General features: G+C 70.3%; 24 protein-coding genes. 13 read left to right on the forward strand and 11 right to left on the reverse strand.

The annotated features are described in order from the left end of the window. From QN315_RS13330 to QN315_RS13340, 3 genes are read left to right on the forward strand one after another with little or no spacing between them, the layout of a single operon-like run. A complete protein-coding gene (locus QN315_RS13330) occupies positions 1 to 3,069 on the forward strand; it encodes a CusA/CzcA family heavy metal efflux RND transporter (RefSeq protein ID WP_323989742.1) in 3,069 nt (1,022 codons plus the stop codon). A gap of 40 nt (positions 3,070 to 3,109) precedes the next feature. Beyond that, positions 3,110 to 3,778, forward strand: coding sequence for a response regulator transcription factor (locus tag QN315_RS13335; RefSeq protein ID WP_323989743.1), 669 nt, complete (start codon positions 3,110 to 3,112; stop codon positions 3,776 to 3,778). Next, on the forward strand, positions 3,775 to 5,214 hold the full coding sequence (locus tag QN315_RS13340) for a HAMP domain-containing sensor histidine kinase (RefSeq protein ID WP_323989745.1): 1,440 nt from the start codon (positions 3,775 to 3,777) through the stop codon (positions 5,212 to 5,214). The genes QN315_RS13335 and QN315_RS13340 overlap by 4 nt, the downstream gene beginning before the upstream one ends. On the opposite strand, the gene QN315_RS13345 is transcribed toward QN315_RS13340, so the two are convergent. From QN315_RS13345 to QN315_RS13360, 4 genes are all read right to left on the reverse strand, one after another. Then, on the reverse strand, positions 5,195 to 5,848 hold the full coding sequence (locus tag QN315_RS13345; protein ID WP_323989747.1) for a helix-turn-helix transcriptional regulator: 654 nt from the start codon (positions 5,846 to 5,848) through the stop codon (positions 5,195 to 5,197). The two genes, QN315_RS13340 and QN315_RS13345, sit on opposite strands and share 20 nt — an antisense overlap. Next, positions 5,845 to 6,141, reverse strand: a complete 297-nt coding sequence (locus tag QN315_RS13350; protein WP_408904522.1) for a hypothetical protein — start codon at positions 6,139 to 6,141, stop codon at positions 5,845 to 5,847. The genes QN315_RS13345 and QN315_RS13350 overlap by 4 nt, the downstream gene beginning before the upstream one ends. 7 nt (positions 6,142 to 6,148) lie before the next feature. Next, the gene (locus QN315_RS13355) at positions 6,149 to 7,219 is read right to left on the reverse strand and encodes a 2OG-Fe(II) oxygenase (protein ID WP_323989748.1); all 1,071 of its coding nucleotides are present in this window, start codon (positions 7,217 to 7,219) and stop codon (positions 6,149 to 6,151) included. Positions 7,220 to 7,301: 82 nt separating this feature from the next. Continuing rightward, positions 7,302 to 8,219 (reverse strand): LysR family transcriptional regulator, encoded by a 918-nt coding sequence (locus tag QN315_RS13360; protein ID WP_323989749.1) that lies wholly within the window; start codon positions 8,217 to 8,219, stop codon positions 7,302 to 7,304. Between the two features lie 162 nt (positions 8,220 to 8,381). Here QN315_RS13360 and QN315_RS13365 point away from each other — a divergent pair, with 162 nt between their 5' ends. Together QN315_RS13365 and hpxZ are read left to right on the forward strand one after the other, a co-directional pair. Further along, positions 8,382 to 9,155, forward strand: a complete 774-nt coding sequence (locus QN315_RS13365; RefSeq protein ID WP_323993499.1) for an SDR family oxidoreductase — start codon at positions 8,382 to 8,384, stop codon at positions 9,153 to 9,155. Positions 9,156 to 9,297: 142 nt separating this feature from the next. Further along, positions 9,298 to 9,684, forward strand: coding sequence for an oxalurate catabolism protein HpxZ (gene hpxZ, locus QN315_RS13370; RefSeq protein WP_176640510.1), 387 nt, complete (start codon positions 9,298 to 9,300; stop codon positions 9,682 to 9,684). 31 nt (positions 9,685 to 9,715) lie between these two features. Here the strand turns inward: hpxZ and cysG are convergent, their stop codons facing one another. Then, on the reverse strand, positions 9,716 to 11,152 hold the full coding sequence (gene cysG, locus QN315_RS13375) for a siroheme synthase CysG (RefSeq protein ID WP_323989750.1): 1,437 nt from the start codon (positions 11,150 to 11,152) through the stop codon (positions 9,716 to 9,718). Beyond that, on the reverse strand, positions 11,149 to 11,736 hold the full coding sequence (gene mobB / locus QN315_RS13380; protein ID WP_323989752.1) for a molybdopterin-guanine dinucleotide biosynthesis protein B: 588 nt from the start codon (positions 11,734 to 11,736) through the stop codon (positions 11,149 to 11,151). The genes cysG and mobB overlap by 4 nt, the downstream gene beginning before the upstream one ends. 143 nt (positions 11,737 to 11,879) lie before the next feature. Here mobB and mobA point away from each other — a divergent pair, with 143 nt between their 5' ends. The 3 genes from mobA (at position 11,880) to QN315_RS13395 (ending at position 14,377) form a co-directional block, all read left to right on the forward strand. Further along, positions 11,880 to 12,488: a molybdenum cofactor guanylyltransferase gene (gene mobA / locus QN315_RS13385; RefSeq protein WP_323989754.1), complete on the forward strand. Its 609-nt coding sequence runs from the start codon at positions 11,880 to 11,882 to the stop codon at positions 12,486 to 12,488. Next, complete coding sequence (locus QN315_RS13390; protein ID WP_323989755.1) at positions 12,485 to 13,216, forward strand: AraC family transcriptional regulator; 732 nt, start codon at positions 12,485 to 12,487, stop codon at positions 13,214 to 13,216. The genes mobA and QN315_RS13390 overlap by 4 nt, the downstream gene beginning before the upstream one ends. 147 nt (positions 13,217 to 13,363) lie before the next feature. Next, positions 13,364 to 14,377: an EamA family transporter gene (locus tag QN315_RS13395; RefSeq protein WP_323989756.1), complete on the forward strand. Its 1,014-nt coding sequence runs from the start codon at positions 13,364 to 13,366 to the stop codon at positions 14,375 to 14,377. A gap of 4 nt (positions 14,378 to 14,381) precedes the next feature. On the opposite strand, the gene QN315_RS13400 is transcribed toward QN315_RS13395, so the two are convergent. The 3 genes from QN315_RS13400 to QN315_RS13410 all read right to left on the reverse strand — a co-directional run bounded on the left by QN315_RS13400 (position 14,382) and on the right by QN315_RS13410 (position 17,540). Next, on the reverse strand, positions 14,382 to 14,936 hold the full coding sequence (locus tag QN315_RS13400) for a cytochrome b/b6 domain-containing protein (RefSeq protein WP_323989757.1): 555 nt from the start codon (positions 14,934 to 14,936) through the stop codon (positions 14,382 to 14,384). Then, positions 14,933 to 16,048 (reverse strand): catalase family peroxidase, encoded by a 1,116-nt coding sequence (locus QN315_RS13405; RefSeq protein ID WP_323989759.1) that lies wholly within the window; start codon positions 16,046 to 16,048, stop codon positions 14,933 to 14,935. The genes QN315_RS13400 and QN315_RS13405 overlap by 4 nt, the downstream gene beginning before the upstream one ends. 139 nt (positions 16,049 to 16,187) lie before the next feature. Beyond that, the gene (locus QN315_RS13410; protein WP_323993500.1) at positions 16,188 to 17,540 is read right to left on the reverse strand and encodes an Nramp family divalent metal transporter; all 1,353 of its coding nucleotides are present in this window, start codon (positions 17,538 to 17,540) and stop codon (positions 16,188 to 16,190) included. Positions 17,541 to 17,947: 407 nt separating this feature from the next. Between QN315_RS13410 and mntR the strand changes: the two genes are divergently transcribed. Continuing rightward, positions 17,948 to 18,409: a manganese-binding transcriptional regulator MntR gene (mntR, locus tag QN315_RS13415; RefSeq protein WP_323993502.1), complete on the forward strand. Its 462-nt coding sequence runs from the start codon at positions 17,948 to 17,950 to the stop codon at positions 18,407 to 18,409. 29 nt (positions 18,410 to 18,438) lie between these two features. Then, on the forward strand, positions 18,439 to 19,959 hold the full coding sequence (locus QN315_RS13420) for an amidohydrolase family protein (protein WP_323989760.1): 1,521 nt from the start codon (positions 18,439 to 18,441) through the stop codon (positions 19,957 to 19,959). Here QN315_RS13420 and QN315_RS13425 read toward each other — a convergent pair. Continuing rightward, positions 19,942 to 20,886 (reverse strand): LysR substrate-binding domain-containing protein, encoded by a 945-nt coding sequence (locus tag QN315_RS13425; RefSeq protein WP_323989761.1) that lies wholly within the window; start codon positions 20,884 to 20,886, stop codon positions 19,942 to 19,944. The genes QN315_RS13420 and QN315_RS13425 overlap by 18 nt on opposite strands. Before the next feature lie 161 nt (positions 20,887 to 21,047). On the opposite strand from QN315_RS13425, the gene QN315_RS13430 reads away from it, so the two are divergent. Both QN315_RS13430 and QN315_RS13435 read left to right on the forward strand, forming a co-directional pair. Next, on the forward strand, positions 21,048 to 21,854 hold the full coding sequence (locus tag QN315_RS13430) for a 2OG-Fe dioxygenase family protein (RefSeq protein ID WP_323989762.1): 807 nt from the start codon (positions 21,048 to 21,050) through the stop codon (positions 21,852 to 21,854). After that, positions 21,839 to 22,444 (forward strand): LysE family translocator, encoded by a 606-nt coding sequence (locus QN315_RS13435; protein WP_323989764.1) that lies wholly within the window; start codon positions 21,839 to 21,841, stop codon positions 22,442 to 22,444. The genes QN315_RS13430 and QN315_RS13435 overlap by 16 nt, the downstream gene beginning before the upstream one ends. A 338-nt stretch (positions 22,445 to 22,782) precedes the next feature. Here QN315_RS13435 and QN315_RS13440 read toward each other — a convergent pair whose 3' ends face one another. Further along, the gene (locus tag QN315_RS13440) at positions 22,783 to 23,679 is read right to left on the reverse strand and encodes a LysR family transcriptional regulator (RefSeq protein WP_323989765.1); all 897 of its coding nucleotides are present in this window, start codon (positions 23,677 to 23,679) and stop codon (positions 22,783 to 22,785) included. A gap of 256 nt (positions 23,680 to 23,935) precedes the next feature. On the opposite strand from QN315_RS13440, the gene QN315_RS13445 reads away from it, so the two are divergent. Continuing rightward, positions 23,936 to 25,198, forward strand: coding sequence for an MFS transporter (locus QN315_RS13445; RefSeq protein WP_323989766.1), 1,263 nt, complete (start codon positions 23,936 to 23,938; stop codon positions 25,196 to 25,198). The last annotated feature ends 104 nt before the right edge of the window (positions 25,199 to 25,302 follow it).

The raw sequence follows: 25,302 nt of genomic DNA on the forward strand, positions 1-25,302 counted from the left end.
ATGCGCGGATTGCTCGAACGCCTGCAGGCCAGCCGGTTCGTCGTGATCGGCGGCGCGCTCGCCATCCTCCTGGCGGCGATCGGCGCCATCCTCGGCCTGCCCGTCGAATCGGTGCCCGACATCTCGCCGCGCCAGGTGCTGGTCTCGGTGGTCGCCCCCGGCCTGGCGACCGAGGAAGTCGAACGCCTGATCACCTTCCCGATCGAGACCAGCATGGCCGGCATCCCGGGCATGAACGACCTGCGCTCGGTCTCGCGCTCGGGCGTGTCGGTGGTCTATGTGCAGTTCGACGACGACACCGACATCGATCTCGACCGCACCCGCGTCAACGAACGCATCCAGCAGGCCCGGTCCCTGATCTCCGTCCCGGGACCGTCGATCAACATGGGCCCGCTCGCCACCGGCATGGGCGAAATCATGCAGGTCCAGATCCGCGGCCCGCACCAGTCGCTGATGGATCTCAACCGGCTGATGAACTGGGTGGTGGTGCCGCAGCTCAAGCTGGTGCCCGGCGTGGTGGACGTCAACGTCAATGGCGGAGCCGAGGAAACCTACCAGGTCGCCATCGACCAGGCCCGGCTGACCGCCTACGGCCTGTCGGTCAGCGAAATCTATCGCGCAGTGGACGCCAACAACGCGGCATCCGGCGGCGGCTGGATCGAACATCACGCCGAACAGCAGATCGTCGTCGGCCGCGGCCTGATCCGCAGCCTGGACGATTTCGCCGCCCTGCCGGTCCGGCAGAACCCCGACGGCACCGCGATCCGCCTGCGCGATATCGGCCGCGTCGCCATGGGCCCGCGCACCCGCCTGGGCGCCGTCACCCGCGACGGCAAGGGCGAAATCGTCAATGGCGTGGTGCTGATGCGCATGGGCGCCAGCTCCGACGCCACCCTGGCCGGCATCCGCGCGGCGCTGCCCGGCATCGCGCGTTCGCTGCCCGCCGGCGTCACGCTCGACCCCTATTACAGCCGCTCGGACCTGACCGACCGCACCATCGCCACGGTGCGCGACAACCTGATGATGGGCGCCGCGCTGGTCGTGGCGGTGCTGGTGGTGGTGATCGGCGACTGGCGCGCCGCGCTGGTCATCGCCTCGGTCATTCCCTTCGCGCTGGCCTGCGCCATGGCCGGCATGCGGCAGTTCGGCATCTCGGCCAACCTGCTCAGCCTGGGCGCGATCGATTTCGGCATGATCGTCGACGGCTCGCTGGTGATCGTCGAAAACCTGATCGCCCACCGCCAACGCGGCGATACCGCCGACCTGCGCACCCAGGTCGTGTCCTCGGTCATGCAGGTGATCCGTCCCGTCGGCTTCGCGATCCTGGTCATCATCATGGTCTACCTGCCGATCCTGACCCTGCAGGGGATCGAGGGAAAGATGTTCCGCCCGATGGCCCAGACCATCATCATGGCGCTGCTGGCGTCCCTGGCCTACTGCATGGTCTGCGTGCCGGTGATCGCCGCGCTGGCCCTGCGCCACGCCCCCGCCCATGGCGACACGCGCCTGGTGGCGATGCTGCGCCGCCGCTACCGCCCCGTCGTGCTGTGGGGCGAGGCCCATCCCGGCCCTCTGTTCGGCGCCACCTTCGCCGTCTTCCTCCTCTCGGTGTTCCTGGCCACCCGCCTGGGCGGCGAATTCATCCCCCAGTTGGGCGAGGGCGCGCTGGTCGTCACCTCCACCCGCCTGCCCAGCGCCTCGCTGCCCACCGTGCTGCACTCCGTCCAGCGCGAGGAACAGATCCTCAAGCGCTTCCCCGAGGTCGCGACCGTGGTCAGCAACACCGGCACCTCGGCCATCCCCACCGACCCGATGGGCGTCAACGAAACCGACAGCTTCATCTTCCTCAAGGACCCGTCGCAGTGGCGCACCGCCAGCACGCAAGAGGGGCTGGTGACCGCCATCGACAAGGTCCTGCGCGACCAGTTGCCCGACGCCCAGTTCTCCTGGAGCCAGCCGGTGCAGATGCGCATGGACGATCTGCTGTCCGGCGTCCGGACCCAGATCGCGGTCTCGATCTACGGTCCCGACCTCGACATGCTCTCCCGCCTGGGCGACCAGGTGGCCGCGGCGCTGAACGGCGTGCCCGGCGCCGCCGACGTGGCGCCGCAGGGCGACGGCACGCTGCCCTTCATCCATGTCGATGTCGACCGCCGGCGCGCGGCGCAGATGAACGTGCCGATGTCCGAGATCCTGGACACGGTCGAGGCCGTGGGCGGCCATATCGGCCGGCCCGTCATCGTCGACAATGCCGTGGTCAACACCCAGATCCGCTTCGACCCCGCCCAGGTCGGCTCCCGCGACGCCATCGCCCGCCTGCGCGTCCGCCGGGCGGACGCGCAGGGGACGGTGCTGCTGTCGCAGGTAGCCGACATCGCGGTGGCCGACGGCCCCCCGCGCATCAGCCGCGACCGCATCCAGCGCCGCCTGGTGGTGCAGGCCAACGTGCGCGGGCGCGACCTCAGCTCCTACGTCGCCGCCGCCCAGGCCGCCGTCGCGGCGCGGGTGCATCTCCCCCCCGGCTACCGCATGATCTGGCAGGGCCAGTTCCGCAACCTGCAGTCGGCCATGGCCCGGCTCGATATCGTGGTGCCGATCGCGCTGGCGCTGATCTTCGCCCTGCTGGTGGTGGCCCTGGGCGCGGTCCGGCCGGCGCTGCTGGTGTTCGTCAACCTGCCGGTGGCCGCGACCGGGGGCATCCTCATGCTCTGGGCGCGCGGCCTGCCCTTCAGCATCTCGGCGGGCATCGGCTTCATCGCGCTGTTCGGGGTGGCCATCCTCAACGGCGTGGTGCTGGTCAGTTACATCCAGCATCTGCGCGCGCGCGGCATCCCGGTCGCCCGCGCGGCCTTCGAGGCCGCCGAGGAGCGCTTCCGCCCGGTCATCGCCACTGCCCTGGTCGCCAGCCTCGGCTTCTTCCCCATGGCCTTCTCCACCAGCGCGGGGGCCGAGGTCGAACGCCCCCTGGCCAGCGTGGTGATCGGCGGCCTTGTCTCATCGACCCTGTTGACCTTGCTGGTGCTGCCGTCGCTCTATGCACGGGTGATGCGCGACAGAAGCGACGCATGACGCGGACGGACATCCGTCCGCGCGGGCAAGGAGGGCATCGGTGCGGATCCTGATCGTCGAGGACGAAGCCGCCCTGGGCTCGGCGGTGCGGGACCGGCTCCGCCGCGCCGGCCATGCCGTGGACTGGTTCACCACGCTGGACGATTCCCGCGCCGCGCTCTCCGCCGCCGCCTACGATTTCCTGCTGCTCGATCTCGGCCTGCCCGACGGCAGCGGCCGCGACCTGCTGCGACAGGTCCGGCGCGGCGGCTCGGCCATGGCCATCCTGATCACCACCGCGCAGGACCAGATCAGCGACCGCATCGCCGGCCTGTCCGACGGCGCGGACGACTATATCGTCAAGCCCTACGATTTCGACGAACTGCTCGCCCGGCTCGACGCGGTCTCGCGCCGCTACGTCGCCCTGGTCGACAACCGCCTGGAACTGGGCGAGGTCGAAATCGACCTCGCCCGCCGCCGCATGTCCCGCCTGGGACAGGACGTGGCGCTGACCGCGCGCGAATGGGCGGTGATCGAATTGCTGGCCCGCCGCGCCGGCGCCATCTGCTCGCGTGAACAGATCGAGGACGCGCTCTACGGCCTGGGCGAGGAAATCGAAAGCAACGCGATCGAGGTCTTCGTCAGCCGCGTCCGCAAGAAGGTCGGCCCCGGCCTGATCCGCACCGTGCGTGGCCGCGGCTACTGCCTGGCGCGCGGGGCCGGGGCATGATGACGGCTGTCCCCGCCGCCCCCCGCTGGACCCTGGCCGCGCGCATCGTCGCCTGGGTGCTGGCCGTGGTGCTGGGCTGCCTGCTGCTGCTGGGCGCCCTGGTCGCCGGCTTCACCCGCTACGAGGTCACGGAACGGCTGGACAATTCGTTGCAGGAGGTCGCGGAAAGGCTGGAATTCGTCATCTCCGCGATCGGCGCCGCCCCGCGCGGCGACGACGTCGCCCGCCTGCCCCAGGTCGGGCCGCGCACGCTCGCCTACCAGATCGTGACCCCGGACGGACGGCTGGTGCTGCGCTCGCAGAACGCGCCGGACCATCCCTTCGTGCCGCTGCTGCAGCCGGGCTTCTACGACCGGCCGCGCTTTCGGGTCTATGTCGTCCAGGCGACCGACGGCGGCCATTACATCCTGGTCGGCGAACCCACCTTCCACCGGCGCGAGGCCGTGCGCCGCGCCACGCTGATCTCCATCCTGCCGATGGTGGTCTTCCTGCCCTGCGTGTGGCTGCTGGTGCGCTGGGTGGTGCGCCGCGCCCTGCGCCCCCTGACCGACCTCCAGGCCGAAATCCGCGCCCGCGGCGGCGGCAACCTCACCCCCATCCCGCCTCTGAACCTGCCCGACGAATTGCTGCCCATCCACGCCGCGCTCAATTCCCTGCTGGACCGGCTGAAGAAGGCACTCTCGACCGAACGCGCCTTCGCCGCCAACGCGGCGCACGAGCTGCGCAACCCGATCGGCGCCCTGCTGGCCCAGGCCCAGATGCTGCGCGAACAGATGCACGACCGGACGCACGAACCAGGCGCCCCCCGCCGCCTGGCCGGCATGATCGCGCAGATCCGCCGCCTCGGCCGCATGACGGAAAAGCTGCTGCAGCTCTCCCGTGCCGCCTCGGGCGCGGCCATCGCCGACGACCGGTTCGACCTGATCGCCGTGCTGCACGTCCTGGCCGACGAATTCCAGGACACGCCTCCCGCCTTCCGCGAGGTCGCGGTGACCTGCGACGGCATGGATTCGCTGATCGTCCGGGGCGACATCGACGCCGCGGGCATCCTGTTCCGCAACCTGATCGAAAACGCCGCCAACCACGGCACGCCCGGCACGCCGATCACGGTCGCGCTGTCGCGCCCGGGCCATGTCGACATTATCCATGTCGACATCATCAACGATTGCCCGGCCCTGCCGCCCGCCATCCTGCGCCGCCTGACCGAACCCTTCGTGCGGGGCGACAGTCCGTCCGACGGCAGCGGCCTCGGCCTGGCCATCGTCGCCAGCATCGCCGGCCAGATGGGCGCCGGGCTGGACATCGCCTCCCCCCTGCCGGACCACGACCGGGGGTTCCGCGCCCGCATCACCCTGGCCGCCCACCAGCCCGTGCCCGCGGCACGCCCCGGCCCGGCCGCCCGCGCGCTCCGCGTCGCTACAGCACAGCCATCATGATCCGGTGCAGGTGATCCTCCGCGCCCACCGCGATCTCCATCCCCTCCTGCGCCCCGATCCCGCCCAACACCACGTCACCCGCGTCACCGGGCCGGCGTTCCAGCACGATGGCGCACAGCACGCCGTCTCCCCGGTGCAGGATCACCCGGTCCTGCCGCCGCACCGGCGCCCCCGGCGAGACGATCAGCATCGCGCCCAGGCGAAAGACCGGGTCGAACGCGTCGCTGTCGATCGTCACGGCATACAGGTCGGGCTCGGCCAGCCCCGGCACGTCCCAACTGTCCCAGTGCCGTCCGGCCGGATGGCCGGCGGCATCGAACATCCCCCCCTGCTCCAGTTGCGACAGGTGCGACAGGCGCAGCCGCGACCGCCCGGCCGGGCGGTGCGGCGCGCGGGGCACGGCCTGCCCCGCCATCAGCCGGCCGAACGCCTCCAGCGTCAGGCCGGTGGCATCCAGCACCCGCGCCAGGCTCTCGGTCCCCGGCCAGCGCGGCCGCCCCGCCGGGGTCGCGCGCTTCGACGGGTTGAAGCTGGTGCCGTCCAGCCCCGCGGCCCGCGCCAGCCCCGACGGCGTCAGCCCCCGCTCGGCGGCCAGCACGTCCAGCGCGTGCCAGATATCGTCATGGCGGATCATCGCCCGGCGCCGCCGCCGGAAGCCGTGGTTGCCCGGGCCGTGATCGTAGGGCCCAAGATCTCGGAATCATGGCGCGCCACCCCCGCCGCCGTGGCCCGGTACCGCCCGGCCGCGTCGCGCGCCACCAGCCCCATGCCCGCCATCCGCTCCAGGCAGGGCTGGTCCTTCAGCCCCTCGGGCCGCCCCGCCGCGCCGCACAGGATCAGCCGGTGCAGCGCCGACCGGCAGCAGGTCTCCAGATAGGGTTCGCTCCACATGGCGCGCAGGATCGGCGTTTCCGCCGCCGCTGGCAACAGGCGCTCACGCCGTTTCGGTCCGCCCCATGGCCGCCCGGTTGGCCTGCTTGATCGCCGCCGCCGCGTCATCGAACACGAAAGGCAGGCAGGCATGGCGCCGCCCCCGGGTGACGGGCGTCACCGCATGCAGCAGCCCGCAGGAAAATACCAGCGCCCCGCCCGCCGGCGGGCAGAATCCCGGCCCCCCGAATTCCGGAAAGGACACCGCGCCGCCCTCGAATCCGTCATTCAGGTTGATCGACACGGCAAAGCGCCGATGCGCCGCCGCCGCCACCGTATTGTCGCGGTGCGGGCCGAAACAGCCCTGCTCGCTGGAATCGTAGCAGGCCAGGATCAGCCGATCCATCTGCGTGGCCTGGAACTGGAACGCCTTGTGGATCTCCGGCACCACGCGGCGGATGATCCGCGCCTGCACCTGCCCCACCAGCCCCTGGTCCCGCAGCCGGCAATCGCGCCGCCGCTTGAACCCCGGATCGGCCACCGCCACCGACCGCCCCGGCACCTGCTCGGTCAGCATGCCCGACGGCACGCTCTCCTGCGCGTGGTAATATGCCATCAATTGCCGGCAGAACGCGGGCTCGAACACGTCCGCCAGCATCAGCGCCGGCACGGGCATCGGCGCGGCCGGGGCGATCGGCCTCATGCGGCACAGCAGATCGACCATCCGTTCCGCCACCCCCGGCCCGTCCGGCTGCACCGCGGCAATCCGCAGCATCGGATCGACGACCATCCAATACGGCGCCTCCTGCTCCGCCAGGCCGTACAAGGTGGTCACCGCACGGTCCGCGTCGCGAAAGAACCGCATGCCCGGCGGCATTTCGCCCAACCGCGCCTCGTCCTCCGGATCGGTCGAAACGCCGAAGAAATGGCTGCGCACCCCATCCAGCACCGCCCCCGCCGCGCGCAGATGCGCCAGCGCCGCGCCCACCCCCGCCTGGGTCGAGGAGCGGAAGAAATACAGCAGGACCGACCGCCCCGCCGCCATGTCGAAACTATAGGTCCCGAACGGCGTGGTGCAGCGCTGCACGAACCAGGGCGCCGGATCTCCGACAAGCAATGCACGGGCGGACGACATCACAGGGGCCTCGATCACACGGTCCCGAAACACTAGGCCGATTCGCCCGTCCCGCAACATCGGGGAAAATGAAGCGCGCCCCTCACGGCCTTGGCCGGCCGGACATCACCGTCGCGGCCAGAATGCCCGCCAGCCAGTCGGCAAAGACCTGCAGGCGGCGCGACAGGTGCCGCCGATGCGGGTACAGCAGCGCCATCGGCAGCGGCGCGGCCCGCCGGTCCGCCATCACGTCCACCAATTCTCCCGCCTCCAGATGGCCCCGCACGTCATAGGCCGGCACCTGGATCAGCCCCAGCCCGGCCAGGCAGCAGGCGATCAGCCCTTCGGCGCTGTTGACCGTCACCCGCCCGGCCGGCGCCGCGCTCCGGATCTGCCCCTCGGCCACCCATTCCCAGTCCTCGACCCGCCCCGTGGCGGGCGAGGCATAGCGCACCACCTGATGCGCCGTCAGGTCGGCCGGCTCGCGCGGCACGCCATGCCGCGCCAGATAGGCCGGGCTGGCGACGTTGATCAGCGCCAGTTCGCCGATCCGCCGCGCGATCAGCCCGGACTCGTGCAGCGGCCCCACCCGCAGCGCGCAATCGATCCCCTCTTCCACCAGATTGGCCGCGCGGTCGCTCACTCCCAGCACGATCTCGATCCCCGGATAGCGGTCCAGGAAATCCGGCAGGGCAGGCGCGACGATCAGCCGTCCGATCCGTCCGGGCATGTCCACCCGCAGGACCCCGCGCGGCCCGACCGCGTCCCGCCGGAACAGCGCCTCGGCCTCCTCCATGTCGGCGATCAGCCGCACGCAATGCTCGTAGAACGCCGCCCCGTCCGGCGTGGGCGCGACCGAACGCGTCGTGCGCGCCAGCAGCCGCGCGCCCAGCCGCGCCTCCAGTTCCTGGATGGCGGTGGACACCGACGAACGCGGCATGTTCAGCCCGTCCGCCGCGCGGGTGAAACTCGCCGTCTCCACCACCCGGGCGAAGACGCGAAACAGTTCGATCCGGTCCAAGGCACCTCCCGGTCAATTCCCGTTATTGTTCGATTTTTACGACATCTGTTGTCGATGTCGCGACGTTTATGCCGAAACGCGCAACGCCTATCGTCCCGGGCAGGAACGCGGATGGCAGCAGGGAACCCAGCCATGATCGATCACAGCATTGCGGACCACGGCATTGCGGACCACGGAATCGGGGGAAAGACCGTCCTCATCGCCGGCGGCGCCAAGAATCTCGGCAGCCTGATCGCGCGCGACCTCGCCGCCCACGGCGCGAGGGCGATCGCCATCCATTACAACAGCGCCGCCACCCGGCCCGACGCCGACCGCACCCTGGCCGACCTCAGGGCGGCAGGGGTCCAGGCGGTGGCGCTGCAGGCCGACCTGACCAGCGCCGGGGCCTGCGCCAGGCTCTTCGCCGACACGGTGGCGGCGATCGGCCGCCCCGACATCGCGATCAACACGGTCGGCAAGGTCTTGAAGAAGCCCATCGCCGAAACGACCGAGGCCGAATTCGATTCGATGTTCGCCATCAACGCCAAGGCGGCCTATTTCTTCATCAAGGAAGCCGGCATCCATCTCAACGACAACGGCAAGCTGGTCACTTTGGTGACCTCGCTGCTGGGGGCCTACACCCCGTTCTATTCCACCTATGCGGGCGCCAAGGCCCCGGTCGAGCATTTCACCCGCGCCGCGTCCAAGGAATATGGCGCACGCGGCATCTCGGTCACCGCCATCGGTCCCGGCCCGATGGACACGCCCTTCTTCTACGGCCAGGAAGCGCCGGACGCCGTCGCCTACCACAAGCAGGCCGCCGCCCTGTCGGCCTTCACCAGGACCGGCCTGACCGACATCGCGGACATCGCCCCCTTCGTCCGCTTCCTGGTGTCCGAAGGCTGGTGGATGACCGGCCAGACCATCCTGGTCAACGGCGGCTATACGACGAAATAAAGGCAGTGAAATAAAGGGCAGCGAAATAAACGGAAGCGAAATAAACGGCTTGGCCGGAACGCGCCGGCGTCCCCGGCGCGGCTTTGCGGCGTGCCGGATGCCGCGATACGCTCCCCGCGCAAACCCGCGCAGGAGAGCCGACATGCTGACCATCGACGACCCCGCCACCGTCGCCGAACTCACCGAAATGGCGGACCGCTACGAAACCGCCCTGATGGCCAACGACGTCGAAACCCTCGACGCCCTGTTCCGCGACGCGCCGGAAACCATCCGCTACGGCGTGGGCGAGGTTCTGTACGGTTTCGCTGAGATCGCCGCCTTCCGCCAGGGCCGGGTCGGCGGCTCGCCGCAGCGCCGCGTGCTGCGCCGCGTCGTCACCAGTTTCGGGCCGGATCTGGGCACCGTGAACCTGGAATTCCAGCGCGAGGGCGGCACCCGCATCGGCCGCCAGAGCCAGACCTGGGTCCGCACCGACGCGGGGTGGAAGATCACCTGCGCCCATGTCTCGCTCATGGCCGACATCTCCTGAACCTGTCCGGGCGTCCCGCCGGCCGGCCGCGTCACACCTCCGGCAGGGGCGGCGGCGTCACCACCCGGTGGCGCACCACCTCGCCCACCAGCACCAGCGCCGGGCTGCCCACCGCCTGGGCCCGGGCCGTCTCCGGCAGGCTGGCCAGCGTGCCGGTCAGCACCCGCTGGTCGGGCCGCGTCCCCCGCTCGACCAGCGCCGCCGGCCAGTCCGGCGGCAGCCCGTGCCGCACCAGCATGGCGCACAATTCCGGCAGCGCCGCCACACCCATATAGATCGCGATCGTCTGCCCCGGCCGCGCCATGCTCTCCCAGGGCAGGTCCAGCGTGCCGTCGCGGCGCGCATGCCCGGTCACGAACAGGCAGGATTGCGCGCAATCCCGATGCGTCAGCGGAATCCCGGCATAGGCCGCGCAGCCGCTGGCCGCGGTGATCCCGGGCACGACCTGGAACGGAACGCCGGCCGCCATCAACGCCTCGATCTCCTCGCCGCCTCGGCCGAAAATGAACGGATCGCCCCCCTTCAGGCGCAGCACCCGCTCGCCCGCCCGCGCCCGGCGGATCAGCTCGGCATTGATCTGCTCCTGCGGCATGGTGTGCCGGTCGCGCTGCTTGCCCACGAACACGCGCTCGGCGTCGCGCCGCACCCGGTCCAGCAATTCGGGCGGCAGCAACTGGTCGTACAGCACCGAATCCGCATTCTGCATCAGATGCAGCGCCCGCAGGGTCAGCAGATCGGCATCCCCCGGCCCGGCACCCACCAGCCACACCTCGCCGCCCACCGCCACGCCGTCCAGCAGCCCGTCCAGCACCTGCCGCGCGGTCGCCCGGTCGCCCGCCGCCGCCGCCGTCCCGCCCGGCCCGTCCAGGAACGCCTCCCACACGCGCCGCCGCCGGTTCACGTCGGGGCAGCGCCCCACCACATGGGCCCGCTCGGCCTGCAGAAACCGCGCCAGCCCGTCCAGGCCGGCGGGCATCACCGCCTCGATCCGCTCGCGCAGCCGCCGCGCCAGCACCGGCGCGGCCCCCCCGGTGGAAATCGCGATCCGCACCGGCCCGCGATGGATCTGCGCCGGGGTGATGAAGGACGACGGCTCCGGATCGTCCACCGCGCAGACCGGGATGTTCAGCGCATCGGCCTCGGCCGCCACCAGACGGTTGGCCGCGCGGTCGTCGGTCGCGGCATAGACCAGCCGGCAGCCCGGCAGCAGCGCCCTCAGCCGCTCCCGCGTCGCCTCGCCCGCGACATGCGCCAGGGCGCCCGCGTCGCGCATCGCCGCCAGCGCATCGTCCAATACCGGCGCCACCACCTCGACGCGCGCGCCATGGGCCAGCAGCAGCCGGATCTTGTTCAGCGCGATCCCGCCGCCGCCCGCCACCAGCACCCGCGCGCCCTGCAGCCGCAGCGCCAGCGGAAACCAGCCGGGGTCGGGCGCCGCGCCCGGCCCGGTCCCGTTCGCCGCGCTCATGCCGCACCTGCCCCCGGGCGCCAGGGCCGCGCCCGCGCCATCACGAAATCGCCGATCGCCGCCGCATCGGCCAGGTCCAGCCGCGCGATGCCGGGCGGCAGCGCCAGCGCCGCGTCGTCGGTCGCCACCGCCAGCACCTGCGGCGTCACCGGCCATAACGGCTCCTTGCCCGCCGCGTCCTCGGACAATGCCCCGGACGGCGCCCCGGGCAATGCCTGGGACAACGAGGGACGATACACCTCGATCGCCGCCGGCATCGCCCCGCGAAACCCTTCCACCAGGATCAGGTCCGCCGGCCCCATCCGGCCGATCAGCTCGGGCAGGCCCGATTCGGCTTCCTCGTCGGGCGCCTCGTGCAGCAGCGCCCAACGCGTGCCGGACGCCACCAGCACCTCGCGCGCGCCCGCCGCCCGGTGGCGCCAGGAATCCTTCCCCGGCCGGTCGATATCGAACCCGTGATGCGCGTGCTTGATGGTCGAAACCCGCACCCCGCGCCGTCCCAGCACTGTCAGCAGCCGTTCGATCAGCGTGGTCTTGCCCGCGCCGCTGCGTCCGGTAATCCCCATGATGGCGGGTGCGTGCATGCGCGGCGGCATCCTCGTTCCTGTGGTCCGGCGCCGATGACGCGCCGTTGAATATCGCGTACAGGTGCCCCCAATCCCCTATGATGACAAGTATCGGGGCAGGCGGCGTCGTACGCTCCCCAAACGGGTCGAGGACGAAAACAATGCGCTTTGCCGTGGTGATTCTGGCCGGCGGCCTGGCCACCCGCATGGGCGGCGGGGACAAGCCGCTGCTCCGGGCGGGCGGGCGCAGCCTGCTGGCCCACCTGCTGGACCGGCTGGGCGGGGCAGGGGGGCCGCTTGCGATCAATGCGCGGGGCGACGCCGCGCGCTTCGCCGCCTTCGGCCTGCCGGTGCTGCCCGACGGCCCGGTCGGCACGGGCCCGCTGGCGGGCGTGCTGGCCGCCATGGACTGGGCCGCCGGGCTGGGGTGCGACGCGGTGCTGACGGTGCCGGGCGACACGCCCTTCGTGCCGCGCGACCTCCCGGCCGCCCTGGCCCCCGCGCCGGCGGTGGCCGTCTCGGCCGGGCGGCGGCACCATCTGGTGGCGCTGTGGCCGGTCGCCGCGCGCGACGCCCTGCGGGCCCGCCTCGCCGCCCTGCCGCCCGACGGCCCGCGCGCCGCCTTCGGCGTCCGCGCCTTCGCGGTCACGATCGGCATGCGCGACGTGGATTTCAGCGCCCGTCCGTTCGATCCGTTCCACAATGTCAACACCCCGGCCGACCTGGCCGAAGCCGACCGCCTGGCCCCCAGGGACGCGGCACGCGGATGACGATCTTGCACCTCACGGCACGCAGCTATGGCGACGCCCGCGCGCCGGAACGCCACCCTTACGCCCAGTTCGTGCTGCCCGTCTCCGGCTGCCTCGATCTCGAAATCGCCGGCCATGGCGGCCGCCTCGCCATGGGCTCGGCCGCCTTCGTCGCCGCGGGCACCGACCATGCCCAGGCCGCGACCAGCCGGAACCGCTTCCTGATCCTCGACATGGACATGGCGCTGGTCGGCGACGCGGCGGCGGACATGCTGGCCCGCCGCCGCTTCCTGCCGCTCTCCCCCCAGGCGCGCCATCTCATCGACTTCATGCGCCTGCATCTCGATGGCGGCGCGCGGCCCGCCGCCGTGCTGGCCCATTGGGCCCCATTGCTGATCGACGCGCTGACCTGTGACGCCCCGCCTTTTACTCCCTCCCGTCTCGCGCCGCTGCGCGACGCCATGGCCGCCGATCCGGGCGCGCCGTGGACGGCCGCGGCCATGGCGCGCATGGCGGGCCTCAGCACCAGCCGCCTGCACGCCGTATTCCGGCGCGAAACCGGCCGCACGCCGCAGGCCTGGCTGTCCGACCTGCGCCTGCGACAGGTCCAGGCGTGGCTGGCCGACAGCGACCAGCCCATCGCCGAACTGGCCCTCCGCGCCGGCTTCGCCGATCAAAGCGTTCTGACCCGCGCCTTCCGCCGCGCCACCGGCACCACGCCCGCCGCCTATCGCCGGGCGCGCCGGTAAGGCGCCGGGCCTTATCCGCGCGGCGACAGCCTGGGAGCAGAAAAGTCTGGGACCAGAAAACGACAGTCCGGGCCAAGACGCCGGCCGCGCGCTCGGCTATGCCGGATGCGACCATCGCTCCGCCCGGACCCTTTCCTGGACCCTTTCATGAAATCCGACGCTCCCCTTCTTTCCGGCCTGCTCAATGGGCTCGCCGCCGGCGCCTGCTGGGGCACCATCTTTCTGGCCCCCGAACTGGTGCCGGATTTCGGCGCGCTCGCCCTCTCGCTGGCCCGCTATCTGGCTTATGGACTGCTCTCCGCAGCCCTGCTGGCGCCGCGCTGGCGCACCGTGCTGCCGCGCGTGCCGGCGTCGGGCTGGTGCGGGCTGTTCGGACTCGGGCTCGCCGGCAATCTCGCCTATTACGTGCTGATCGCCAGCGCGGTGCGGCTGTGCGGCATCGGCGCCACGTCGATCGTCACCGGCTTCCTGCCGGTCACGGTCGCGCTGCTCGGCACGCGCGACGCCGGCAGCCTGCCGCTGCGCCGCCTCGCCCCCTCGCTGCTGCTGGCCGCCATCGGAATCGGCCTGATCGGCCTGCAGGCGGCCGGCACGCCCGCCGCATCTGCCGCCGGGGCCGCCCCCCACCGGGTGCTGGGCCTGCTCTGCGCCCTGGCCGGACTGACATCCTGGAGCCTCTTCGCCGTGTCCAATGCCCGCTGGATGCGCCGGCTGCCGACGATCGGCGCCGGGGATTGGGGCCTGCTCACCGGCCTGGTCACCGGCGCGCAATCCCTGGTCCTGCTGCCCGTCCTCGCCCTCGCGGGCCCAGGGATGGCGTTCGGGTCGGCGTTCGGGACGGTGTTCGGGACGGCGCCGGGCGCGGGACCGGCCACGCACGATGCCCGGCAATGGCTCGTCTTCGGGGCGGTCAGCGTGGGGGTCGGGCTGCTGGGCTCGGTCCTGGGCGGCATGTTCTGGAACCGCGCCAGCCGCCAGCTTCCCCTGACCCTCAGCGGCCAGATGGCGGTGGGCGAAACCCTCTTCGCCCTGTTCTATGGCTGCCTGTGGCACCAGCGCTGGCCGACGGCGCTCGAAATCGCGGCGGTCGGCTTCCTGGCCGCCAGCGTCGTCACCTGCGCCGCCCGCCACGCCCGTCCGCCGGCGCCCCGCGCCGCGTGACGGGTCACGGGCCCTCCCGCCGCCCCCGCCGGAGCGACGCCATGGCCGGAAAGACCCCGTCGCGCAGGATCAGCCCATGCAGCAGGGCCGCGCCCACATGCACGACGACCACCCCGAACAGCGCGAAGGCCAGCCAGCTATGCAACTGCCGCAGCAGCGCGAACAAGGTCGGGTCGTGCGGCAGGATCGGCGGCAGCCGCACCGCCCCCCACAGCACGACCGGATAGGCCCCGGCCGACAGCATCCCCCATCCCACCAGTGGCATCGCGATCATCAGCGCATACAGCGCGATATGCGACCCCAGGGCCGCCACTCGCTGGATCGCCGGCATCGCGGCGGGCAGCGGCGGCGGCCTGACGATCAGCCGGTTCGCCAGGCGGATCGCCGCCAGCAGCAGGATGCCGATCCCCATCGGCCGATGCAGCGCCACCAGCGTGGCATAGGCCGGGCCCTCGGTCGCGGCCATGAACACGCCGACCAGCAGCATGCCCAGGATCAGCGGCGCCATCAGCCAGTGCAGCACCCGCGCCAGGGCGGAAAACCGTACGACCCGGTTCATTGGCCTCCTCCGGTGGCGACCATGGCGGGGCTGACCGCGCTGGGCATCCTGGCCTCGCCCGACCGCAGCCAGAACGAACGCATATAGGCCGCCGACCGCGCCGCCGGGATCGGATCGTCCGACGCCGCCATGCCGGGCGGCAGCACCATCGGGTCGAAGGTCAGGCCGGTGCAGGCGCCGTCATCCTCGCTCTCGGCCCGGTCCAGGGTCAGCGTCCCCGCATCGACCTGCCGCCGCCCCGCGGGCCAGGGCAGGGTGGGGTCCGCCGTCGGGTCGCCCGGACCGGCCACCGTCACCACCAGCCGCCAGCGCAGCGGATGCTGCCGCAGCGCCACGATCAGGTCCTCGAACAGATAGGACCCGTCCCGTCCCGCCCGCGACGGCGCCACCGGCTGCAGCGGCACCATCGCCCAGCGTACCGTCACCGACCGGCCCGCCGCATCGATCCAGCGGAACGTATCCAGGCTGTTATAGGTATCGTCGCCGAATCCCGACGTCAGCGGCCGCGCCGCCACCAGCGCCAGCGCCCTGGCCACCGCCGCATGGCCGGCCAGGAACGGCCCGATGCGCGCCGGATCGGGCTTGCCCGTCGCCGGGTCGGGGCGGCCGGCCAGCAGCAGGTCATGGAATTCCCGCGCGTCGCGCGCGACGAAGACCGGAATGTCGTTGATCCCCATCCGCCATTCCAGGCCGTCGGGCGGCCTCAGGCGCAATGCCATGCTGCGGACCTTGCCCGGCGCGTCGGGCTGGAACGGCATCCCGCCCGCCAGCGCGAACCGCCCGGTCACCCGGCTGCGCCGGGGCCCCAGCACCGACGCCGTGCTCAGCACCTGCGCCTGCCCGCTGCCGTCGAACCAGCCGCTGACGCATAGCCCTTTGGCATGGTTGCGGCGAAAGCCCGGATGCCGCCCGTCCACGACGCGAAACGCCGTCATGAAGGAATGCTGCGTCAGCCTGTGCGGCGTCAGCCACCCGCCGCTCAGGGCAAACCCCGCGACCAGCGCCAGCATCACCCCGCCGATCGCGGCCAGACGCAGGATCGTCGTGCGCGGGGGCAGCGGGGGCACGGCAGGCGGGGGCGGCGTACGTGTCACGTCGCTCGGTTCGTTCATGAGGGAGGGAGTCCGGCTTATGGCGATGCCGCAGATGGCGATACCGCAGACTAAGCCGAATTTTCCGGCGAAATCCTGTGCTTTTTTATTCACGGACCCTGTTGCGCGGCTGCCGCATCGTCCCGTCCTTTCCGTGACTCTACGAAACGACCGCGTCGAACAGCAGCTTGAAATTCAGCGCCAGGATCACCGCCGCCACCAGCCAGGACAACGCCGCCAGCGGACGCGAGATCGCGAACGCCCCCATGATCCGCCGGTCGGACACGAACAGCACCAGCGGAATGACCGCAAAGGGCAGTTGCATCGACAGCACGACCTGGCTCAACACCAGCAGCGCGCCCACCCCGCGATCACCGTAAAGTGCGATCACCGCCAGCACCGGCAGGATGGCCAGCCCCCGGGTCAGCATCCGCCGCGCCCAGTGCGGAATGCGCAGGCGCAGAAACCCCTCCATGACGATCTGCCCCGCCAGCGTGCCGGTGATCGTCGAATTGGTCCCCGCCGCCAGCAGCGCCAGCGCGAACAGGGTCGAGGCGATTCCCAGCCCCAGGATCGGCGACAGCAGCCGGTACGCGTCCTCGATCTCGGCCACGTCGCCATGCCCGCTGCCATGAAACGCCGCCGCCGCCACGATCAGGATCGCGGCATTGATGAACAGCGCCAGCATCAGCGCGATCGTGCTGTCCCAGCTCGCCCAGCGGATCGCCTCGCGCCGCCCCTCGACCGAGCGGTCATAGGCCCGCGTCTGGATGATCGAGGAATGCAGGTACAGATTGTGCGGCATCACCGTCGCCCCGATGATGCCGATGGCGACATACAGCGCCGCATGGTCGGTCACGATCATCGGGGTGGGGACGAACCCCCGCATCACCGCGCCCAGCGGCGGCGCGGCGGCGGCGATCTGCACCGCGAAACAGATCGCGATCACGCTCAGCATGGCGATGACGAAGGCTTCCAGGTAGCGAAAGCCCCGGTTCATCAGCAACAGCACGATCACCGCGTCCAGCCCCGATATCACCGCCGCGATCATCAGCGGAATGCCGAACAGCAGCTTCAGCGCCACCGCCGTGCCGATCACCTCCGCCAGGTCGCAGGCGATGATCGCCAGTTCGCAGGCCAGCCACAGCGGAATGTTCACGATCGGCGGAAAGCGCTCGCGGCAGGCCTGCGCCAGGTCCCGCCCGGTGGCGATGCCCAGCCGCACCGACAGCGCCTGCAACAGGATCGCCATCAGGTTCGACAGCATGATGACCGCCAGCAGGCGATAGCCGAACTGCGCGCCGCCCTGCAGGTCGGTCGCCCAGTTGCCGGGGTCCATATACCCGACCGACACCATGTATCCCGGCCCGACAAAGGCCAGGAACCGCCGCGGCCACGACGCCCCCTGCGGCACCCGCACGCTGGCGAAGGCCTCCGGCAGGCTGGGATTCTCGGCATCCGTCCGCCGGGCGAAACGCGCCCGCCCCGCCGGAGCGGCCGGCAGGCCGGCCATCCGCGCGCTGTCGGGGGAAGAGGTCATGACATCGCCACTCTCACCAACACTCCCGGAACGCGGGCCCGCTCACCTGTCCGGGCAGGTGTCCACGTCCACCGGATACTCACCAGAGACTCAGAAATATGCATAATGCTATATAAGGTTGCAATCGGGAATCTCCCACCCTCGAACGACTCTTCCCCGCGCCCTCCAACGACCCGTTCGCCGGCGGCAATCATGAGGCGATCATTATTCGTGCGGGAATAACGTTTTCACTGCGGCTAAGAAGTTGAGCCCCGTTGACGAGTCTGCAAGAAAGGGCCGTCACACGCCACCCGGTTTCCGCCCGCGCCGGGCGGCAGGCCGATCGGGGGAGGGGAAAGATCTTGCGCAAGACACAGCGGCCGGCGCCCGCGGCGGACCTCATGCCCGACGCCGACATCCAGTCCGAAGGCTTCCGCCAGAACCGCGCCGCCCGGCGCAACGCGCTGGTCGAGGATTACGTCGAACTGATCGCCGACCTGCTGGCCGAGGGGCAGGAGGCCCGGCAGGTCGACATCGCCTCCCGGCTCGGGGTCTCGCAGCCCACCGTCGCCAAGATGCTTTCCCGACTGGCGTCCGAGGGCCTGGTCAGCCGCCGCCCCTATCGCGGCGTCTTCCTGACCGACGCCGGCCGCGCGATCGCCGAGGACGTCAAGTCCCGCCATCGCATCGTCGAGGAATTCCTTCTCGCCCTCGGTGTGGGCCAGGACAGCGCGCGCATCGACGCCGAAGGGATCGAACATTACGTCGGCCCGGAAACCCTCGCCGCCTTCGCCCGCGCGCTGGATCTCGGCCTCGCCCGCCTCTTCGCCGATACGCGCGCCCATCCGGACGGCCCGCGCTGAACCCATACGCCCTTCCGAAAGAAACCACGGTGCGCATCGCGATCCTCGTCGTATCTCTCCTCGGCCCCGCGCTCCTGGGCCTCGCGCTCCCGGGCCTGGCCGTCCCCGCCGCCGCCCAGGCGCCAGGCTGCACGGTCACGCCGGGCGGCCCCGAAACGGTGATCGACGCGATCGTGCTGACCGACGGGCCGGCGCCGGGGTACGGCCGCGTGGTCGTCGGCGCCGATGGCCGCATCGCCTGCGTCGGCGCGGCCTGCCGCGCGGCCGGCCCGTCGCCCCGCCGCATCGCCTGTCCCGGGTACGTGCTCTCCCCGGGCCTGATCAACCCGCATGACCATATCGACTTCACCGGCATCGCCCCGCTGCCGGATCGCGGCGAACGCTTCGTCCACCGCCATGAATGGCGCAAGGGGCTGGACGGCCACACCGAACTCAAGGACGCCGTCCCCGACCACGACCCCGAACTGATCGCCTGGGGCGAACTGCGCATGCTGCTCAGCGGCGTCACCGCCATGGTGGGCGAGGACATGGCGCCCGGCCTGGTGCGCAACCTCGATTTCGCCACCGGGCTCGACGGCGTGCCGATGCGCCCCGTCACCTACCAGATCTTCCCGCTGGACGACGCGCCCGGCATCATGCGCACCCGTGATTGCGACTACGGCCACCACCCGTCCGGACCGGACGACGTCGCCGCCTCCCAGGCCTTCCTCGCCCACGTGGCCGAAGGCACCGGCGACGCCGCCCGCAACGAATTCCGCTGCCTCAGCACCGGCCTCTACGACACCACGCCCCAGCCGGGCGGCGGCGGCACCAGCCAGGATCTGATGCAGCCGCACATGACCATCCTGCACGGCGTCGGCCTCCGGCCCGACGACCTGGCGGTGCTGCGCCGGCGCGGCGTGCGCCTCGTCTGGTCGCCGCGCAGCAACCTCGCGCTCTATGGCCGCACGCTGGACGTCCTGGCGGCCCGGCGGCTCGGCATCCCCGTGGCGCTGGGCACGGACTGGCTCCCGTCCGGCTCGATGAACATGAGCCGCGAATTCGCCTGCGCCCTGCGGTATGACGACCAGTCCCTGCATGGCGCGCTCGACATGCGCGACCTGTGGCGCATGGCCACGATGGGCGGCGCCCTGGCCACCCACGCCGACGCCTGGCTGGGCAGCATCGCCCCGGGCAAGCTGGCCGACCTGGTCCTGTTCCATCCCGGCGCCGACCCCTTCGCCGCCGTGGTCCGCGCCACCCCCGCCGGCGTCGCCCTCGTCCTGCGCGGCGGCCATGTCCTCTACGGCGACGCCGCGCTCACCGCCGGGCTGGCCCTGCCGGATTGCGAACCCCTCACCGTCGGCGGCGTGGCCAAGGCGTTGTGCATCCGGCGCGACCAGCCCTTCTCCTACGCCATGCTCCGCGCCGATATGGGGCGGCGGCATGTCTACCCGCTGGCCACCGACGGCCCGCCCCCCAACGAACCGCCCTGCGAAACGCTGGCGGAAACCAGCGCCCGCCTGCCCGATGCCCCGCTGACCGCCGGCCGCTCAGGATCGCGCCCCTGAACCGTCCTCCTCTGAATCGTTCCCCCCTGGATCGTCCCCGACGAACGCACGCGACAGCCGCTCCATCCGCCGGGCCAGCCATGACGCAAAGAGCCGGCGCCGCGGGTCCCGGTCGAAGGGTTCGCGCGACAGACAGACATAGCGCGTGCCGTCCGGCACGAAGCGCCGCGGCGCGACCAGCAGCCCGGCGGCAATATCTCCCGCGGCCATGTACACCGACGCCAGCGCCACGCCGTGCCCGGCCTGCGCCGCTTCCAGCGCAAGGTAGAAATGCTCGAATATTTCCCGCTTCGCCCGTACCGGCCTGACGCCGGTCCGGCGGAACCAGTCCCGCCAGGCATCCGGGCGGGTCATGGAATGCAGTTGCGGCAACCGCCGGAAATCTGAAACCGGCCGGTCGCCCGCCATGCGGGGCGACAGCACCGGGCCGGTCGCCTCGTCGGCCAGGGGATGGACATACAGATCGTTCGGGATCGGAAAATCGTCCCGCCGTATCGCAAGATCGATGCGGTCGCGCGCGAAATCCACCGGACCGCCCGCGGCGAACAGCTTCACGTCCAGCCCGGTCTCGCGCTTCAGCGCGCCGAGATCGCGGATCAGCATCTTCAGGCACAAGGTCGGCTCGCAGGAGATCGAAAGCGGCTGCACGACGCCATCCTGGCGGAAATCGTCGATCGTCTGCGCAAGATCCGCGAAGATCTCATGCAGCCGGCCGGCCAGAAGATGACCGCGCGGGGTCAGCGCCTTCCCCCGCCCGTCCCGCAGAAACAGCGTCTCCCCCAGTTCCTCTTCCAACAGCCTGATCTGCCGGCTGACCGCGCCGTGCGTGACGTGCAATTCCTCGGCCGCGCGCGCCAGCGTCACATGCCGGGCAGCGGCCTCGAACGCGCGCAACGCGTTGAGCGACGGCAGACGCAGGCGGGACATGGGCATCCGTTCCTCCCCTGGTGGGATATGTGAGAAAATCTCACATCACTGCGTCAAATCAAATCGATTATTCCCCGGCTCCAGTTCTGACAACGTCAGCTCTGACAGATTGAGCCGGGCTCCCACGCCGGAGCGATTCACAGGCAACGAGCACGTTTGTAATGCCCGCCGATGACGCAGTTGACGTCCGTCCCACGCCGCAGAATCTGGTCGCCGCGCGCGGCTTCGCCACGCTCGACAGCGCCGGGATCCTGAAGGCGCTATGCACGATCCGGCCTTACACGGGCAGGGACGTGGAAACATTCTGCGCATCCTGGGAGAATATGCCCCTGCATACGTACATGGCGGATGGCGGTCCGCCCCGGCGGTGGCGGCACGCGGTCTACCGGGTCGCCCCAGGCGGCGCCATCGAACGGCTGAATCATCGGCCGCGCGTCCGGACGATCGATCATAACCCGCTCAACGGCGGCGGCGTCCGGCATGTCGAACCGATCGTCGACGCAACGAACGCCAATCCGGTGATGCAGGGCTTCCTGGGCCTCGCGGATCGGATCTTCTGCGGGCTGTCGCCTTGGACCGGATGGCGTGTCGAGGCACACCAGTTCCGGATCACCGCCTCGGCCAACGGCGGCAAGCCGACGCCCGAGGGCGCGCATCGCGATGGCGTGGCCTACGTCCTGATGGCGCTGATCGACCAGCGCAACGTGCGGGGTGGCGAAACGACCATCTACGACCTCTCGCGCAATCCCGTGGGATCATTGAATCTGAAATCGCCTTTCGAAACCGCAATCATCGACGATGAACGGGTCTATCGCGGCGTCGACCCGATCCACGCATGCGGTCCCGGCCAGGCAGCCTATCGCGATGTCCTGGTGCTGGCGTTCCGGCGGATTCCGGCCGAACCGCGGCGCCCCCGTTCCCGAAAAACCTCGAAAAACAAGGACCGGATCCCATGGCGCACTATCTGATCGTGCTCGCGGTGACGTCGCTCGCCGTCATAAGCCCCGGCGCCGACTTCGCCATGGTGTCGCGCAACAGTTTCCTCCATGGGCGTCGGTCCGGCGTTCTGTCGGCCTTCGGAATTGCGGTATCGTGCTGGATTCACGTCTTCTACGCCGTCTTCTTTCTCGCCACGGTCCAGGGCGTCGTTCCCGACCTGCTGACATATGTCCGCTTCGCGGGAGCGGCCTATCTCGCATATGCGGGCATGCGCACGATGCGGTCAGGCCTGGCGATCGAGGACGGCGACGGCGCGCGGCCGGCAGTGTCGGCGTCCCAATCCTTCCTGGCGGGCTTTCTGACCAACGCCCTCAACCCCAAGACAGCAGTGTTCGCCATCAGCCTCTATACCCAGGTGATCGGCCCGCATGCGACCGTGCAATATGCCCTGCTGTGCGGCGCCACGATCTCCCTGTGTCATCTGGCCTGGTTCGTCCTCGTCTCCTGCGGCCTGTCGCGCAGTGCCACGCGGCGCTGGGTCATGGCGCGTGCGGCCGGGTTCAATCGCGTCATCGGCGCGATTCTTCTGCTGATCGGCGCATCGCTCGTGTTCGTCTAAAGGGGCTGAGCGCATGGATCACCGGCCTGATGGCGCAACAAGGACGCGCATCGTCCAGCCGCGCACGCCGGCCCGGCCGAACGCGATGGCCTTCATTGATCTCGAAGGCGTTCTGTGCCCTGAAATATAGCCCTGTCTGGGCGCACGGCCCGCCATCGCATTGCGTCGCGCTGGGCGACGCGTTCAACGATCTCGCGCTGCTGCGCGGCGTTGGGGTGCGGAATCCTGTTCCGCGCTTCGGCAACAACGCAAAGACACGCGCAGGGTCTGCCCCGGGCCACCACGTACGATGCCGTCCGCGACGCATTCGACCGGCATCTCGATGCGCTTGGATATCCCTATCTCCGATAGCGCAGCGCGTCGACCACCAGGGCAAAGGCCGGCGATGACTGCCGGCGGCTTGGATAATACAGGTGGAAACCGGACCAGTAGGGACACCAATCCGCCAGAACCCGCTTGAGCCGACCCGTCGCGATATGGGGGTGCGCCAGTTCCTCGGGCATATGGGCAAGTCCCGCCCCCGAAAGGCAGGCATCGAGACTCTGAAGGCTGCTGTTGAAGATAGCCTGTCCCTGAACACGCACCCGCAATTCGCGGCCGCCCTTCTCGAATTCCCAGGCATAGATCCCGCCACGGGTCGGCTGCCGAAACGTGATGCAATTGTGGTTCAGAAGATCCTGCGGCGTCCGCGGCACAGGGTGGCTGTCGAAATAGGATCTGGATCCGACGACGGCAAAGCGCACCTCCGGTCCGACAGGGACGGAAATCATGTCTTTTGCGACCTGTTCGCCCAGCCGGATACCCGCGTCATAGCGTTCCGTGACGATGTCGGTCAAACCGGGCTCGATACTCAGTTCGACCTTGATGTCGGGGTAGGCAGGCAGCAGCTTGGCCAGTTGCGGCCACACGATATGCTTGATCGCGTCGTCGGACGCCGTGATCCGAACCGTCCCGGCAGGCTTCGCCCGCAACTCCGTCAAGGCCGCGAGTTCGGTTTCGATCTGCACGAAATGCGGACCGATCCGCTGCGCCAGGCGCTCGCCCGCCTCGGTCGGGGAAACGCTGCGCGTCGTGCGCATCAGCAGGCGGATGCCGAGACGCTCCTCCAGGCCGCGCATCGCATGGCTCAGCGCCGACTGCGACACGCCCAGCTTCCCGGCTGCCCGGGTGAAGCTCCGCTCCTCGGCCACGGCTAGAAAGGCCCGAAGGTCGTTAAGATTGTCACGCATATTCATGAATCGACTTCATGGAGCAGGTCGCGATCAGGTGGAATCACCTCATTATGGGGCGCAGATATCCCGAATTTCAAATCGAGGATTTCAAATTCATAATGGACACGCGCTGACGCCGTCCAGGTGCGAATGCGATGTCCGGCATTCATGAGCCGGATTCATGACGACATACGGAAACGGGCAGCTTACGGGGGACCGGCCTCGCCCTTATGCTGCACATGCCCCCCTCGCGCGGCCTGTCGCGCACCCGGAGAATATCGTGGAATTCGTCAGCCAGGACATCGCCTCGCCCCCGGAAGAGAGCGGGCCGGTCCACCCTTGTTGGAGCGCCGTCTTTTCGCTGTCCCTCAGCGTCGTCGGGTTCATCATCTCCGAAATGCTGCCGGCCAGCCTGCTGACCCCGATCGCCTCCGACCTGCACGTGACCGAGGGGATGGCCGGCCAGGCCGTCACCGCCACGTCCATGGTGGCCGTCTTCGCCAGCCTGTTCATGGCCGCCATCACGCGGCACGTCGATCGGCGCATCGTCCTTCTGGCCTTCGCGGCGTTGCTGATCGCCTCGAACCTGGTGGTCGCCTTCGCATTCAGCTATCCGATGCTCCTGGCCGGCCGGGTGCTCCTGGGGATCGGCCTTGGCGGCTTTTGGTCGATGGCGGCGGCGGTTTCCATCCGGCTGGTTCCCCCGGCGATGGTGCCGCGCGCGCTTTCGATCATCTTTGGCGGGGTTTCCGTCGGCATGGTGGCCGCGGTGCCGGTGGGCAGCTATCTCGGCGCGTTCATCGGCTGGCGCGGCATCTTCATGGGGTCGGCGCTTCTCGCGCTGATCGCCTTCTGCTGGCAGTTCTTTGTCCTGCCGTCGATCAGCCCGCGCGGGCAATCCCGCCTGGCGACGCTGTTCGAACTGCTCAAACGCCCGCAGGTCGGTGTCGGCAAGATCGGCATGGTGCTCGTTTTCGGCGGGCATTTCCTCTTCTTCACCTATCTGCGCCCGTTCCTGGAAGGCGTCACCGGTGTCGGCGCCGACGGTGTCGCCGCCATCCTGCTGGGGTTCGGCATCGCCAACATCGCCGGCACCGCGCTTTCCGGCGCCATGATCCGCGCGAGCCTGCGCATGACGCTGGCGGCCATGCCCCTGCTGATGGCGTCGCTGGCGCTGGGCCTCGTCACGCTGGGCGGCGCGCCGCCGATGGCGACGCTCTTCGTGGCCGGTTGGGGCTTTGCCTTCGGCGTCTTTCCGGTGGCGTGGACCACCTGGGTCACGCGGACCGTTCCGGACGAAACCGAAAGCGCGGGCGGGCTGCAGGTAGCCGTGATCCAGGCGTCGATCGCGGCCGGCGCGGGCATCGGCGGCGCGCTTCTCGACGCGCATGGTCCGCGTGGCGCCTTCGCCGGCGCCGGGATCGTTCTTCTGGCCGCCGCGGCCACGGTCCTCCTGTATCTGCGTCCGCAATCCGCGTGGACTGCGGCAAGGGCGGCCGAACCTGCGCCTCTCATGCAGCCCGGCCGCGAGAATGGAAAGTGACGGCGCGATGCGCGGTCAGAGGCGCGCCCGCGGGCTGGGCATCCCATCCCGCAGCGGTTACGATTCCCCATCGAATCACGGCACAGGACTCAGCAACCGGACAT

Origin of the sequence: Nguyenibacter sp. L1 (genome assembly GCF_035199985.1) — a bacterium.
GTDB lineage: Bacteria > Pseudomonadota > Alphaproteobacteria > Acetobacterales > Acetobacteraceae > Gluconacetobacter > Gluconacetobacter vanlangensis.

Coding starts and splice junctions, on each gene's coding strand:
- QN315_RS13330 (WP_323989742.1), top strand. CDS start 1: ATGCGCGGATTGCTCGAACGCCTGCAGGCCAGCCGGTTCGTCGTGATC.
- QN315_RS13340 (WP_323989745.1), top strand. CDS start 3,775: ATGATGACGGCTGTCCCCGCCGCCCCCCGCTGGACCCTGGCCGCGCGC.
- QN315_RS13345 (WP_323989747.1), bottom strand. CDS start 5,848: ATGATCCGCCATGACGATATCTGGCACGCGCTGGACGTGCTGGCCGCC.
- QN315_RS13355 (WP_323989748.1), bottom strand. CDS start 7,219: ATGTCGTCCGCCCGTGCATTGCTTGTCGGAGATCCGGCGCCCTGGTTC.
- hpxZ (WP_176640510.1), top strand. CDS start 9,298: ATGCTGACCATCGACGACCCCGCCACCGTCGCCGAACTCACCGAAATG.
- cysG (WP_323989750.1), bottom strand. CDS start 11,152: ATGAGCGCGGCGAACGGGACCGGGCCGGGCGCGGCGCCCGACCCCGGC.
- mobB (WP_323989752.1), bottom strand. CDS start 11,736: ATGCACGCACCCGCCATCATGGGGATTACCGGACGCAGCGGCGCGGGC.
- mobA (WP_323989754.1), top strand. CDS start 11,880: ATGCGCTTTGCCGTGGTGATTCTGGCCGGCGGCCTGGCCACCCGCATG.
- QN315_RS13390 (WP_323989755.1), top strand. CDS start 12,485: ATGACGATCTTGCACCTCACGGCACGCAGCTATGGCGACGCCCGCGCG.
- QN315_RS13395 (WP_323989756.1), top strand. CDS start 13,364: ATGAAATCCGACGCTCCCCTTCTTTCCGGCCTGCTCAATGGGCTCGCC.
- QN315_RS13400 (WP_323989757.1), bottom strand. CDS start 14,936: ATGAACCGGGTCGTACGGTTTTCCGCCCTGGCGCGGGTGCTGCACTGG.
- QN315_RS13405 (WP_323989759.1), bottom strand. CDS start 16,048: ATGAACGAACCGAGCGACGTGACACGTACGCCGCCCCCGCCTGCCGTG.
- QN315_RS13410 (WP_323993500.1), bottom strand. CDS start 17,540: ATGGCCGGCCTGCCGGCCGCTCCGGCGGGGCGGGCGCGTTTCGCCCGG.
- mntR (WP_323993502.1), top strand. CDS start 17,948: ATGCCCGACGCCGACATCCAGTCCGAAGGCTTCCGCCAGAACCGCGCC.
- QN315_RS13425 (WP_323989761.1), bottom strand. CDS start 20,886: ATGTCCCGCCTGCGTCTGCCGTCGCTCAACGCGTTGCGCGCGTTCGAG.
- QN315_RS13430 (WP_323989762.1), top strand. CDS start 21,048: ATGCCCGCCGATGACGCAGTTGACGTCCGTCCCACGCCGCAGAATCTG.
- QN315_RS13435 (WP_323989764.1), top strand. CDS start 21,839: ATGGCGCACTATCTGATCGTGCTCGCGGTGACGTCGCTCGCCGTCATA.
- QN315_RS13440 (WP_323989765.1), bottom strand. CDS start 23,679: ATGAATATGCGTGACAATCTTAACGACCTTCGGGCCTTTCTAGCCGTG.